23 protein-coding genes are annotated in these 11,138 nt (G+C 41.2%); all 23 read right to left on the reverse strand.

Annotated features, from left to right (window positions below):
- Positions 1 to 183: 183 nt before the first annotated feature.
- Positions 184 to 564: a 50S ribosomal protein L17 gene (gene rplQ, locus AB5Z52_RS03055; RefSeq protein ID WP_003128038.1), complete on the reverse strand. Its 381-nt coding sequence runs from the start codon at positions 562 to 564 to the stop codon at positions 184 to 186.
- A gap of 71 nt (positions 565 to 635) precedes the next feature.
- Positions 636 to 1,574 (reverse strand): DNA-directed RNA polymerase subunit alpha, encoded by a 939-nt coding sequence (locus AB5Z52_RS03060; RefSeq protein ID WP_003128037.1) that lies wholly within the window; start codon positions 1,572 to 1,574, stop codon positions 636 to 638.
- A gap of 79 nt (positions 1,575 to 1,653) precedes the next feature.
- On the reverse strand, positions 1,654 to 2,043 hold the full coding sequence (gene rpsK / locus AB5Z52_RS03065; RefSeq protein WP_003128036.1) for a 30S ribosomal protein S11: 390 nt from the start codon (positions 2,041 to 2,043) through the stop codon (positions 1,654 to 1,656).
- A gap of 27 nt (positions 2,044 to 2,070) precedes the next feature.
- Positions 2,071 to 2,436, reverse strand: coding sequence for a 30S ribosomal protein S13 (gene rpsM / locus AB5Z52_RS03070; protein ID WP_003128035.1), 366 nt, complete (start codon positions 2,434 to 2,436; stop codon positions 2,071 to 2,073).
- A 17-nt stretch (positions 2,437 to 2,453) separates the two neighbouring features.
- Positions 2,454 to 2,570, reverse strand: a complete 117-nt coding sequence (gene rpmJ, locus AB5Z52_RS03075) for a 50S ribosomal protein L36 (protein ID WP_002288710.1) — start codon at positions 2,568 to 2,570, stop codon at positions 2,454 to 2,456.
- A 32-nt stretch (positions 2,571 to 2,602) separates the two neighbouring features.
- The gene (gene infA, locus AB5Z52_RS03080) at positions 2,603 to 2,821 is read right to left on the reverse strand and encodes a translation initiation factor IF-1 (protein ID WP_002288695.1); all 219 of its coding nucleotides are present in this window, start codon (positions 2,819 to 2,821) and stop codon (positions 2,603 to 2,605) included.
- Positions 2,822 to 3,009: 188 nt separating this feature from the next.
- Entirely contained in the window at positions 3,010 to 3,654 is a 645-nt protein-coding gene (locus AB5Z52_RS03085) for an adenylate kinase (protein ID WP_003128018.1), read from the reverse strand.
- A gap of 60 nt (positions 3,655 to 3,714) precedes the next feature.
- Positions 3,715 to 5,010 (reverse strand): preprotein translocase subunit SecY, encoded by a 1,296-nt coding sequence (secY, locus tag AB5Z52_RS03090; RefSeq protein ID WP_003128017.1) that lies wholly within the window; start codon positions 5,008 to 5,010, stop codon positions 3,715 to 3,717.
- A complete protein-coding gene (rplO, locus tag AB5Z52_RS03095) occupies positions 5,010 to 5,450 on the reverse strand; it encodes a 50S ribosomal protein L15 (RefSeq protein WP_003128016.1) in 441 nt (146 codons plus the stop codon). Before rplO ends, secY begins: the two co-directional genes overlap by 1 nt.
- 40 nt (positions 5,451 to 5,490) lie before the next feature.
- Positions 5,491 to 5,670: a 50S ribosomal protein L30 gene (gene rpmD, locus AB5Z52_RS03100; RefSeq protein WP_003128015.1), complete on the reverse strand. Its 180-nt coding sequence runs from the start codon at positions 5,668 to 5,670 to the stop codon at positions 5,491 to 5,493.
- 13 nt (positions 5,671 to 5,683) lie between these two features.
- The gene (gene rpsE, locus AB5Z52_RS03105; protein WP_003128014.1) at positions 5,684 to 6,184 is read right to left on the reverse strand and encodes a 30S ribosomal protein S5; all 501 of its coding nucleotides are present in this window, start codon (positions 6,182 to 6,184) and stop codon (positions 5,684 to 5,686) included.
- 20 nt (positions 6,185 to 6,204) lie between these two features.
- Entirely contained in the window at positions 6,205 to 6,561 is a 357-nt protein-coding gene (gene rplR, locus AB5Z52_RS03110) for a 50S ribosomal protein L18 (RefSeq protein ID WP_003128013.1), read from the reverse strand.
- A 55-nt stretch (positions 6,562 to 6,616) separates the two neighbouring features.
- A complete protein-coding gene (rplF, locus tag AB5Z52_RS03115) occupies positions 6,617 to 7,153 on the reverse strand; it encodes a 50S ribosomal protein L6 (RefSeq protein WP_003128012.1) in 537 nt (178 codons plus the stop codon).
- 31 nt (positions 7,154 to 7,184) lie between these two features.
- The gene (gene rpsH / locus AB5Z52_RS03120) at positions 7,185 to 7,583 is read right to left on the reverse strand and encodes a 30S ribosomal protein S8 (RefSeq protein WP_003128011.1); all 399 of its coding nucleotides are present in this window, start codon (positions 7,581 to 7,583) and stop codon (positions 7,185 to 7,187) included.
- Positions 7,584 to 7,615: 32 nt separating this feature from the next.
- Entirely contained in the window at positions 7,616 to 7,801 is a 186-nt protein-coding gene (locus tag AB5Z52_RS03125; RefSeq protein ID WP_003128010.1) for a type Z 30S ribosomal protein S14, read from the reverse strand.
- 18 nt (positions 7,802 to 7,819) lie between these two features.
- The gene (gene rplE, locus AB5Z52_RS03130) at positions 7,820 to 8,359 is read right to left on the reverse strand and encodes a 50S ribosomal protein L5 (RefSeq protein ID WP_003128008.1); all 540 of its coding nucleotides are present in this window, start codon (positions 8,357 to 8,359) and stop codon (positions 7,820 to 7,822) included.
- Positions 8,360 to 8,386: 27 nt separating this feature from the next.
- Complete coding sequence (gene rplX, locus AB5Z52_RS03135; RefSeq protein ID WP_003128007.1) at positions 8,387 to 8,698, reverse strand: 50S ribosomal protein L24; 312 nt, start codon at positions 8,696 to 8,698, stop codon at positions 8,387 to 8,389.
- A 35-nt stretch (positions 8,699 to 8,733) separates the two neighbouring features.
- Positions 8,734 to 9,102: a 50S ribosomal protein L14 gene (gene rplN / locus AB5Z52_RS03140; protein WP_003128006.1), complete on the reverse strand. Its 369-nt coding sequence runs from the start codon at positions 9,100 to 9,102 to the stop codon at positions 8,734 to 8,736.
- Between the two features lie 60 nt (positions 9,103 to 9,162).
- Positions 9,163 to 9,429 carry a 30S ribosomal protein S17 gene (gene rpsQ / locus AB5Z52_RS03145; protein WP_003128005.1) on the reverse strand — a complete coding sequence of 89 codons (267 nt, stop codon included), beginning with the start codon at positions 9,427 to 9,429 and terminating at the stop codon, positions 9,163 to 9,165.
- Between the two features lie 24 nt (positions 9,430 to 9,453).
- Positions 9,454 to 9,642, reverse strand: coding sequence for a 50S ribosomal protein L29 (gene rpmC / locus AB5Z52_RS03150; protein ID WP_002288664.1), 189 nt, complete (start codon positions 9,640 to 9,642; stop codon positions 9,454 to 9,456).
- A complete protein-coding gene (rplP, locus tag AB5Z52_RS03155; RefSeq protein WP_003127975.1) occupies positions 9,632 to 10,066 on the reverse strand; it encodes a 50S ribosomal protein L16 in 435 nt (144 codons plus the stop codon). Before rplP ends, rpmC begins: the two co-directional genes overlap by 11 nt.
- A gap of 2 nt (positions 10,067 to 10,068) precedes the next feature.
- On the reverse strand, positions 10,069 to 10,725 hold the full coding sequence (gene rpsC / locus AB5Z52_RS03160; RefSeq protein WP_003127974.1) for a 30S ribosomal protein S3: 657 nt from the start codon (positions 10,723 to 10,725) through the stop codon (positions 10,069 to 10,071).
- Positions 10,726 to 10,738: 13 nt separating this feature from the next.
- The gene (rplV, locus tag AB5Z52_RS03165) at positions 10,739 to 11,086 is read right to left on the reverse strand and encodes a 50S ribosomal protein L22 (protein ID WP_003127973.1); all 348 of its coding nucleotides are present in this window, start codon (positions 11,084 to 11,086) and stop codon (positions 10,739 to 10,741) included.
- Positions 11,087 to 11,138 lie beyond the last annotated feature (52 nt).

Consider the following 11,138-nt stretch of genomic DNA (forward strand, 5'->3'; position numbering starts at 1 on the left):
ACTTTGTTTTCACTTGCCATGACCTGTCAAGACAGATCATCGAAAGTAAAAAAAAAGCACTTTATGATGAGTGCGTACACCTCGAAATACATCGAGGTGTAGGCGCTGAGCTAGACTCGGAAAGTTTCTTCCAACATCATAACACTCTTAATAAACATCTATAAAGTGATGATAAGTGTGATTTTAAACAAGTTCTAGGATAACCATTGGTGCAGCATCTCCGCGTCTTGGTTCTGTTTTCAAGATGCGAGTGTAGCCACCTTGGCGATCTGTGTAACGAGGAGCGATGTCATTGAATAATTTTTGCAAAGCTGATTCAATAACTACTTCTTCGTTTTCTTCACGAACGCTAGCAACTTCATTACGAACAAATGCGGCAGCTTGGCGACGTGCATGCAAATCACCACGTTTACCTAAAGTGATCATTTTTTCTGCAGTTGAACGAACTTCTTTCGCACGAGCTTCAGTCGTAACGATGCGTTCGTTAATGAATAAATCAGTTGTTAAATCACGCAACATCGCTTTACGTTGGCTAGATGTGCGTCCTAGTTTACGATAACTCACGTGGTTTCCCTCCTTCACTTTCGTATGTCGTCTCGATCAGACGAGCCGAAACTAACGTAATCGAAGACGTATTAATCGTCTTTACGTAGTCCTAAACCAAGATCGTGTAATTTCACTTTGACCTCTTCAAGAGATTTACGGCCTAAGTTCCGTACTTTAATCATTTCTGGTTCAGATTTATTAGTCAATTCTTGTACAGTATTGATTCCTGCACGTTTTAGACAGTTGTATGAACGAACAGACAAGTCTAATTCTTCAATCGTCATTTCCAACATTTTTTCTTTTTGTGTTTCTTCTTTTTCCACCATGATCTCAGCGTTTTTCGCTTCGTCCGTTAGGTTTACAAAGATGTCTAAATGTTCGGTCATGATTTTTGCAGCTAAACTCATTGCTTCCAATGGTTCAATTGAGCCATCAGTCCATATTTCCATCGTTAATTTGTCAAAATCATCACGACGACCAACACGAGTATTTTCTACTTGGTAGTTCACACGACGTACTGGTGTATAGATTGAATCGACTGGAAGAACACCGATTGGCATGTCTTCTTTTTTATTTTCATCTGCTTGAACGTAGCCGCGTCCAGGTTTCACAGTTAAGCGAGCATGGAATGAAGCTCCTTCAGAAACGTTGCAGATATACATATCTTTGTTAAGGATTTCTACATCACTGTCTACGATGATATCGCCAGCAGTTACTGTAGCAGGTCCTGTAATATCGATTTCCAGGGTTTTTTCTTCATCCCCGTACATTTTTAATGCAAGACCTTTGATATTCAAGATGATTTGAGCAACGTCTTCCCGAACGCCCTTAACAGTTGAGAATTCGTGTAAAACTCCATCGATTTGAATATTGGTGATTGCTGCACCAGGTAAAGAAGATAATAAAATACGACGTAAGGAATTTCCTAAAGTAGTTCCGTATCCTCTTTCAAGAGGCTCAACGATGAACTTGCCATAATCTTTTTCTTCATCAATCTTTGCGATTCTTGGTTTTTCGAATTCAATCATTCTTATCTTTTACCCCTTTCAAAACGAAAAGTGTCTTGTTCAATGACGTAATTGTTACACTCAAAATGAGCAGCACTCATTAAACACGACGGCGTTTTGGAGGGCGGCATCCATTATGAGGGACTGGAGTCACGTCACGGATTGCAGTCACTTCCAAACCTGCTGCTTGTAATGAACGAATTGCTGCTTCACGTCCAGAACCAGGTCCTTTAACTGTTACTTCTACAGTTCTTAATCCGTGTTCCATTGCTGCTTTGGTAGCTGTTTCTGCTGCCATTTGAGCGGCAAAAGGAGTAGATTTTTTGCTTCCTTTGAAACCTAATGAACCAGCTGATGACCATGCTAATGCATTCCCATGAGTATCAGTGATCATAATGATTGTATTATTGAATGTTGAGTGAATATGTGCAATACCCGCTTCAATATTCTTTTTCACACGGCGTTTACGACTCACTTTTTTTGCTGCCATGAAGTTTTAACCTCCTTCACTTAGGAATTATTTTTTCTTGCCTGCGACTGTTTTAGACGGGCCTTTACGAGTACGTGCATTGTTTTTCGTGTTTTGTCCACGAACTGGCAATCCACGGCGATGACGGATACCACGGTATGAACCGATTTCCATCAAACGTTTGATGTTCAAGTTCACTTCACGACGAAGGTCACCTTCAACTTTTAATTTATCAACTTCAGCACGGATAGCATCTGTTTGTTCATTCGTTAGATCACGAACACGAACTTCTTCAGAAACGCCAGCGTTTGCTAAAATTTGTTTTGCAGTCGTGTTACCAATACCATAGATATAAGTAAGTGAAACGACCACACGTTTATCACGAGGAATATCTACTCCTGCAATACGAGCCATATTTGTTACACCTCCGATTATCCTTGACGTTGTTTATGTTTTGGATTTGCTGGGCAAATCACCATAACGCGTCCTTTACGACGAATTACTTTACAATGTTCGCACATTGGTTTTACTGATGGTCTTACTTTCATGATAATACCTCCTGTGGTTTTACGGAGTACAATTATTTAAAGCGATAAGTAATGCGGCCACGGTTCAGGTCATACGGTGATAATTCAACCGTCACTTTGTCTCCAGGTAATATACGAATGTAGTGCATCCGGATCTTACCAGAAACGGTCGCTAGAACTTGGTGTCCGTTTTCCAATTCGACTTTAAACATTGCATTCGGCAAAGTTTCGACGACTGTACCTTCGACTTCAATCATATCTTCTTTTGCCACGCACAGTACCTCCTTGTACTTGTGATTTTCACACGATAAAATGGCGGAAACGGGGTTCCCACCTGATATTCTCAAACTATGCTTCTACTTAATAACAGTAGAAGGCGGACTGACATATTTTATCATACTCTGTCAAAGGTTTCAAGAGAAAGTTTTGTAGCTGCAAGTCGGTGACGGGCAATCTATGATTAGTCAATGATGTTTTTAACATCTTTAAATACAGCATCGATGTCGCGATCACCATCAATCGACTGCAATAAACCTTTTTCTTTGTAATAAGCTAAGATTGGTTCACTGCTTTTGATATTGACAGCTAGACGATTTTTGACCGTCTCAGGCTTATCATCTTCACGTTGGTAGAAGTCATGACTTCCACAACGATCACATGTTCCTTCCACTTTTGGCGGATTGAACAATTTATGATAAGTTGCCCCACAATTGCGGCACATGAAGCGGCCGGCTAAACGTTCTACGAGAACTTCTTCAGGAACATGAATATCAATGACAGCATCTAGTTTTTTGTTTAGGTCTTTCAACATTTCGTCCAATGCTTCAGCTTGTTCCAAAGTCCGCGGAAAGCCATCCAATAAGAAGCCTTTCTCTGTGTCTGGTTCAGCTAAACGCTCTTTGACGATACCGTTGGTGACCTCATCTGGAACCAAAGCGCCTTGATCCATGTAAGATTTTGCTTTCAGGCCTAATTCTGTTTCGTTCGCCATTGCAGCCCGAAACATATCGCCTGTTGAAATATGAGGAAGACCGTATTCAGCAACGATACGTTCTGCCTGAGTACCTTTACCGGCACCAGGTAGTCCCATTAAAATGAGGTTCATTCTAATTCCTCCTGTAAGTTTTTGAATAGTGTTGAGGAGGACCTCAACACTTCAATAACTTTAATTGATAAAACCAGTATATTTCCGTTTCAGCATAAGTCCTTCTAGCTGCTTCGCAGTATCCAGAGCTACCCCGATAACGATCAATAAACTTGTTCCACCTAAACCGATTGATTGCGGCAAGTTCCAAACCATCTGAGCGATGATCGGCAACAGCGCAACTAGTCCTAAGAAGACCGATCCTACTGTACTTAATCGCATAAGCAGACGTGAGACGTATTCTTCTGTTCCTTTACCAGGGCGCACACTTGGAATGTAGCTTCCTTGTTTTTGTAGGTTTTCCGCTAATTTCTCAGGGTTAACTTGTACAAATGCATAGAAGAACGTAAACGCCACGATCAAAACAGTATAGATGATCGCACCAGGTACGGTGTTATAACTAAAAATCGTTTGTACTACTTCATACCAAGTTTCGCCTTTGTACGAACTACCTAATGCTTGAATGATCGCATTTGGTGTTGTAATAAACGAACTAGCAAAGATAACTGGGATTACACCGGCAGCGTTGACCTTCAATGGAAGATAACTACTTGTTGGCGCACCAGCTACTCGCTTCGTATATTGGATTGGAATCTTTCGTTCTGCTTGTTGTACATACGTCACAAATGTGATGATGACCAAAACAGCAACGACAAGCAAGACCATAAACAATGCATTCATCCAAATATCTGATGGATCCACGTTGATGAAATAATCTTCTACCAATTCCTTGATACTAGCGGGTAAGCGTGAAATGATCCCTGCAAAGATAATCATTGACACACCATTTCCAATTCCGCGTTCTGTGATTTGTTCTCCTAACCAAGTAACGAGCATCGTACCTGCTGTTAAGATCAAACCAATCACCACAAACGTCGAGATATTTGGATTGTTGACAAAGCCAAGTTGTGTATAATAGTTGAACCCTGCAGTTAACGTCATCGACTGAACAAAGGCCAAAACCAATGTTAGGTAACGAGTTGCTTGATTCAATTTCTTACGACCAACTTCCCCTTGCTTCGACCACTCAACAAATCTTGGCACAATATCCATCTGCAACAACTGAATAACGATTGACGCAGTAATATATGGTGACACACCCATTGAGAAAATCGAGAATTGCTGCATCGCGCCACCGCTGACCAAGTTCAACATGTTCAGAAACGGTAGATCAGCAATTTCCCGCAAACGGCTTGCGTCTACGCCTGGCACAGTAATATGTGTACCCAGACGAAAGACAAACAAGATAAGTACGGTGAAGAAAATTCTCGATCTAATATCTTTTACTTTAAAGGCGTCCTTTAGTAGTTTGAACATTAGATCACCTCGATTGATCCACCAGCAGCAACGATTGCTTCTTCAGCTGCTTTTGAGAATTTTGCTGCTTTCACAGTCAATTTCTTCGTTAGTTCTCCATTTGCTAATACTTTGATTCCAGCTTTTTCATCTTTGACGATTCCAGCTTCATGCAAAGCAACAGGTGTTACTTCTGCACCGTCTTCAAAGCGGTTTAATACATCAAGATTGATAACTGCATATTCTTTGCGGTTGACATTTGTAAATCCGCGTTTTGGCAAACGACGGAACAATGGTGTTTGTCCCCCTTCAAAGCCTAAACGTACTCCGCCACCTGAACGAGCTTTTTGACCTTTTTGTCCGCGTCCAGCTGTTTTACCGTTACCAGATGAAGTTCCGCGACCAACACGGTTACGTACTTGGCGTGATCCTTCTGATGGTTTTAATTCATGAAGTTTCATAGGTTTGGCACCTCCTTAATCAAACTAGATCTGCTGATCCTTAGACTTCTTCAACGTCCACTAAGTGAGAAACAGTGTTGACCATGCCTTTGATTGCATCATTAGCAGGTTTTACTACTGTTGAATTCAACTTTGTAAGACCTAACGCTTTTACAGTATCGCGTTGGTTTTGGGGACGTCCAATAATACTGCGTTTTAAAGTGATTTTCAATTCAGCCATTATAGTGTCCTCCTTAACCGATTAATTCTTCTACTGATTTGCCGCGAAGTGCTGCCACTTCTTCAGCGCGTTTCAATTGTTTCAACCCTTCAACTGTTGCGCGAACAACGTTGATTGGTGTGTTAGAACCTAAAGATTTAGATGTGATATCCGCTACCCCAGCTAATTCCAATACGGCACGAACGGGTCCACCAGCAGCTACCCCAGAACCTTCTACAGCAGGTTTCATAAGGATGCGTCCGCCGCCGAATACACCGATAACTTCGTGAGGGATTGTAGAACCAACCATTGGTACTTCTACCAAGTTTTTCTTCGCGTCTTCGATTGCTTTACGGATTGCTTCTGGTACTTCTTGTGCTTTACCAGTACCGAAACCTACGTGTCCGTTTTTATCACCGACAACAACTAATGCAGCAAAACGTAGACGACGTCCACCTTTAACAACTTTAGTTACACGGTTAATCGCAACAACGCGGTCTTCTAATTCCAAATGTTTTGGATCAATATAAACCATGAATGGTGTTCCTCCTTCTCTTAAAATTCCAGTCCATTTTCGCGAGCTGCTTCAGCTAAAGCTGCTACACGGCCATGGTAAAGGTATCCACCACGGTCAAAGACTACTACTTTAATACCTTTTGCTGCTGCACGTTCTGCAACTAATTTGCCGACAGCTTGTGCTTGTTCAGTTTTGTTTCCACCTGAAATTTCTTTATCTAAGGCAGAGGCACTTGCTAGCGTCACACCCGCTACGTCATCAATGATTTGAGCGTAGATGTTTTTGTTCGAACGGAACACGTTTAAGCGTGGGCACTCAGCAGTACCAGAGATTTTGTTACGTACACGACGATGTCTTTTCTGACGTGTTTTATTTTTATCTGGTTTTGTAATCACAATTGTCACCTCTTTTTATTTGCTAGCCTAAGCCGCTATTCGTAAATGCTTACGACTATTTACCAGTTTTACCTTCTTTACGACGCACAAATTCGCCAACATAACGAATTCCTTTGCCTTTATAAGGTTCTGGAGGACGAACGCCACGAATATTGGCAGCTAATTCGCCAACAACTTCTTTATCTGATCCTTTGATGATCACAGAAGTGTTTGAAGGAACTTCAATTTCGATTCCAGCTGGCGCTTCGATTTCAACCGGATGAGAGTAACCAACGTTCAATACAAGTTTTTTACCTTGCAATTGAGCACGGTACCCAACCCCGATCAATTCTAACGCTTTTTGGAAACCTTCAGAAACACCAACAACCATGTTGTTGAAGTTTGCACGGGTAGTTCCGTGGATAGTTTTCATTTCTTTACTATCGTTTGGACGAGTGAATGTTACTTCGTTTCCTTCGATATTCATTTTGATATCAGAAGAAAAAGTACGTTTCAATTCACCTTTAGGTCCTTTAACTGTAATGTCGTTTCCATCTTGTTTGATTTCAACACCTGCAGGAAGAACGACGATCTTATTACCGATACGACTCACTTAGAGGCACCTCCTTGTGGATTATTTTAAATTACCATACATAAGCGACTACTTCGCCGCCAACATTTTTTGCTCTTGCTTCTTTGTCAGTGATAACACCTTCAGAAGTTGAGATGATCGCGATTCCTAAACCGTTCAATACTTTTGGCACTTCGTCAGCTTTGACATAAGCACGCAAACCTGGTTTAGAGATACGTTTCAAGTTTGTGATAACACGTTCACCGTTTTTGCCGTATTTCAAGAATACGCGGATCACGCCTTGTTTGTCATCTTCGATATATTCAACATCGCGAACGAAACCTTCACGTTTCAAGATTTCAGCGATATCACGTTTGATTTTTGAAGCAGGTACTTCTAAGCTTTCGTGTTTTACCATATTGGCATTACGTACACGCGTTAGAAAATCTGCGATTGGATCTGTCATGACCATGGGATAATTTACCTCCTTTATGCGAGTATAGTTTACCAGCTAGCTTTCTTCACGCCGGGAATTTGTCCTTTATAGGCAAGTTCGCGGAAGCAAATACGGCAAAGATGAAATTTACGATAAACTGAATGTGGACGTCCGCAACGTTCGCAACGAGTATACTCTTGTGTTGAGAATTTAGCAGGGCGTTTGTTTTTAGCAATCATTGATTTTTTAGCCACGTAGTTCGCCTCCTTTTTTTATTTTTGGAATGGCATGCCTAATTGTGACAACAATTCACGAGATTCTTCATCTGTGTTGGCTGTTGTTACAATAACGATATCCATACCACGTACTTTATCGATCAAATCATAATCTACTTCAGGGAAGATCAATTGTTCTTTGATTCCTAATGTGTAGTTTCCGCGTCCGTCAAACGCTTTTTTGCTGACACCGTGGAAGTCACGGACACGTGGCAATGAAACTGTTACTAACTTGTCTAAGAATTCATACATTCTTTCGCCGCGTAGAGTAACTTTCGCACCGATTGGCATTCCTTCACGTAAACGGAATCCAGCAATAGATTTTTTCGCTTTTGTGATCAATGGTTTTTGACCTGAGATCAATTGTAATTCTTCAACAGCTTTATCTAAGTTTTTTGCATTCGATACAGCATCACCAACACCCATGTTGATAACGATTTTATCAACTTTTGGTGCTTGCATAACTGAGCTGTAGTTAAATTTGTCCATTAATGATGGGACAACTTCTTTTGAATATTTTTCTTTAAGGCGGTTCATCTGTTAGCCCCTCCTTCCTTTATTTGATTATTTATCAAGAACTTCTCCGGTTTTTTTAGAAACGCGGACTTTTTTGCCGTCAACTTCTTTATAGCCTACACGTGTTGCTTCACCGTTCGAAGGATCAACCACCATCACGTTAGAAACATGAATTGGTGCTTCCATCTCGACGATTCCGCCTTGAGGAGCTGTTTGAGAAGGTTTTTGGTGTTTTTTAACGACGTTCACACCTTCAACAACGACTTTGTCTTTCTTAGGAAACGCTGCAAGTACAACGCCTTCTTTGTTTTTGTCTTTACCAGTGATAACTTTAACTTTATCGCCTTTTTTAACAAACATGTTTGTTTCGCACCTCCTTTAGATAAGAATCACTATTACAATACTTCTGGTGCTAGGGAAACGATCTTCATAAAGTTGCCTTCACGCAATTCGCGAGCAACTGGTCCAAAGATACGAGTTCCACGTGGGCTCTTATCGTCACGGATAATAACCGCAGCATTTTCATCAAATTTAATGTAAGAACCGTCTGTACGACGTGCTCCTGATTTTGTACGAACGATAACGGCTTTAACGACGTCACCTTTTTTGACAACCCCACCTGGCGTTGCTTGTTTGACCGTAGCAACGATCACGTCACCAATATTCGCAGTTTTACGACCAGATCCGCCAAGGACTTTGATCGTTAGAATTTCACGGGCACCTGAGTTGTCCGCCACTCTTAATCGGCTTTCTGCTTGGATCACGATGTGTATCCTCCTTTCAGATTTTGCAATTCACAATCTATATAGGAAAATCTCGTGTGATTAGATAATCACTGCCTTTTCAACAATCTCTACTAGACGGAAACGTTTCGTAGCTGATAATGGACGAGTTTCCATAATTTTCACGATATCGCCAACTTTTGCTTCGTTGTTTTCATCGTGTGCTTTGTATTTCTTAGAATAGTTCAGACGTTTGCCGTAGATAGGGTGGTTTTTCTTAGTTTCAACGACAACAGTGATTGTTTTATCCATCTTGTCGGATACCACGCGACCTTGGTAAACTTTGCGTTGATTTCTTTCTTCAGTCATACGCTAAATGGCCTCCTTCCACTATTACTTTGCTTGTTCACGCAATACTGTTTTGATGCGTGCAATCGATTTACGTACTTCTTTGATACGTGCAGTGTTTTCTAATTGTCCTGTAGCTAATTGGAATCTAAGATTAAACAATTCTTCTTTCAATTGTTTTTCTTGATCTAGCATTTCGGCAGTGGTTAATTCTCTGATTTCTTTAACCTTCATTCGATTCACCACCCATTTCCTCACGTTTTACGATCTTTGTTTTCACTGGCAATTTGTGAGAAGCAAGACGTAACGCTTCACGCGCAACTTCTTCGGGAACGCCGGCAATTTCAAACATGATTTTACCACGTTTTACTGGTGATACCCATCCTTCAGGAGCCCCTTTACCAGAACCCATACGTACCCCAATTGCTTTGGCCGTATAAGATTTGTGAGGGAAAATTTTGATCCATACTTTCCCGCCACGTTTCATATAACGAGTCATTGCAATACGGGCAGCTTCGATTTGGCGGTTTGTGATCCAGTGTGATTCAACAGCTTGCAAGCCGTATTCACCGAAAACTACTTCTTTTCCGCCTTTCGCTTCACCGCGCATTTTCCCGCGGAATTCACGACGGTGTTTTACACGTTTAGGTACTAACATGTTTATTTCCCTCCTTTCTCAGTGTTCTTTTTAGTTGGAAGAATTTCTCCACGATAAATCCACACTTTAACTCCTAGTTTTCCGTATGTTGTATCTGCTTCTTCCCATGCGTAATCAATATCCGCACGTAATGTATGAAGTGGAACTGTTCCTTCTGAATAGCCTTCTGAACGAGCGATATCTGCTCCGTTTAGACGACCAGATACTTGTGTTTTGATTCCTTTAGCGCCAGAACGCATTGTGCGTTGGATCGCTTGTTTTTGCGCACGACGGAAAGCAACACGGTTTTCTAATTGACGTGCGATTCCTTCGCCTACTAATTTAGCATCTAAATCTGGTTTTTTGATTTCAACGATGTTGATGTGAACTCGTTTGCCAGTTAATTTGTTTAATTCTTTTCTTAGGTTTTCGACTTCAGATCCGCCTTTACCGATAACCATACCTGGTTTAGCTGTGTGGATTGAAATATTTACGCGGTTTGCTGCGCGCTCGATTTCAATTGTTGACACAGCGGCATCAGCAAGTTTAGATGCGATAAATTTACGGATTTTCAAATCTTCATGTAGAAATTCAGCATACTCTTTTTCAGCATACCATTTTGCATCCCAGTCACGGATGATGCCTACACGCATTCCAATTGGATGTACTTTTTGACCCACTGATTGTCCCTCCTTATTTTTCTGATACGACTACAGTAATATGACTTGTACGTTTGTTGATTGGAGAAGCTGAACCTTTCGCACGTGGACGGAAACGTTTCATTGTTGGTCCTTCGTTGACGAATGCTTCAGAAACAATCAAGTTTTCAACATCTAAGTCAAAATTGTTTTCTGCATTAGCGATAGCTGACATCAAGACTTTCTCGATGATTCCAGCCGCTTTGTTTGGTGTGAACTTCAAGATCGCGATTGCTTCAGCAACGCTTTTCCCTCTGATCAAATCAATAACTAGACGTGATTTACGAGGAGAAACGCGGACTGTTTTAGCAGTTGCTTTCGCTGATGTGATTTGTTCTGCCATTTTTGGATATCCTCCCCTCAAAATTAGCGTCTTGTTTTCTTATCGTCGGCAG

Origin of the sequence: Enterococcus sp. RTP21361st1_A6_RTP21361_211029, assembly GCF_040910045.1 — a bacterium.
Classification (GTDB): domain Bacteria; phylum Bacillota; class Bacilli; order Lactobacillales; family Enterococcaceae; genus Enterococcus_D; species Enterococcus_D gallinarum.

Bases quoted from the DNA above. Each gene is read 5' to 3' on its own strand.
- rpmC (WP_002288664.1), bottom strand. From the start codon at position 9,642: ATGAAGGTTAAAGAAATCAGAGAATTAACCACTGCCGAAATGCTAGAT.
- rplX (WP_003128007.1), bottom strand. From the start codon at position 8,698: ATGTTTGTTAAAAAAGGCGATAAAGTTAAAGTTATCACTGGTAAAGAC.
- rpsK (WP_003128036.1), bottom strand. From the start codon at position 2,043: ATGGCAGCAAAAAAAGTGAGTCGTAAACGCCGTGTGAAAAAGAATATT.
- rpmJ (WP_002288710.1), bottom strand. From the start codon at position 2,570: ATGAAAGTAAGACCATCAGTAAAACCAATGTGCGAACATTGTAAAGTA.
- AB5Z52_RS03085 (WP_003128018.1), bottom strand. From the start codon at position 3,654: ATGAACCTCATTTTAATGGGACTACCTGGTGCCGGTAAAGGTACTCAG.
- rplV (WP_003127973.1), bottom strand. From the start codon at position 11,086: ATGGCAGAACAAATCACATCAGCGAAAGCAACTGCTAAAACAGTCCGC.
- rplO (WP_003128016.1), bottom strand. From the start codon at position 5,450: ATGAAACTTCATGAATTAAAACCATCAGAAGGATCACGCCAAGTACGT.
- secY (WP_003128017.1), bottom strand. From the start codon at position 5,010: ATGTTCAAACTACTAAAGGACGCCTTTAAAGTAAAAGATATTAGATCG.
- rplP (WP_003127975.1), bottom strand. From the start codon at position 10,066: ATGTTAGTACCTAAACGTGTAAAACACCGTCGTGAATTCCGCGGGAAA.
- rpsM (WP_003128035.1), bottom strand. From the start codon at position 2,436: ATGGCTCGTATTGCAGGAGTAGATATTCCTCGTGATAAACGTGTGGTC.
- rpmD (WP_003128015.1), bottom strand. From the start codon at position 5,670: ATGGCTGAATTGAAAATCACTTTAAAACGCAGTATTATTGGACGTCCC.
- rpsH (WP_003128011.1), bottom strand. From the start codon at position 7,583: ATGGTCATGACAGATCCAATCGCAGATTTTCTAACGCGTGTACGTAAT.
- AB5Z52_RS03060 (WP_003128037.1), bottom strand. From the start codon at position 1,574: ATGATTGAATTCGAAAAACCAAGAATCGCAAAGATTGATGAAGAAAAA.
- rpsE (WP_003128014.1), bottom strand. From the start codon at position 6,184: ATGGTTTATATTGATCCAAAACATTTGGAATTAGAAGACCGCGTTGTT.
- rplE (WP_003128008.1), bottom strand. From the start codon at position 8,359: ATGAACCGCCTTAAAGAAAAATATTCAAAAGAAGTTGTCCCATCATTA.
- rpsQ (WP_003128005.1), bottom strand. From the start codon at position 9,429: ATGACTGAAGAAAGAAATCAACGCAAAGTTTACCAAGGTCGCGTGGTA.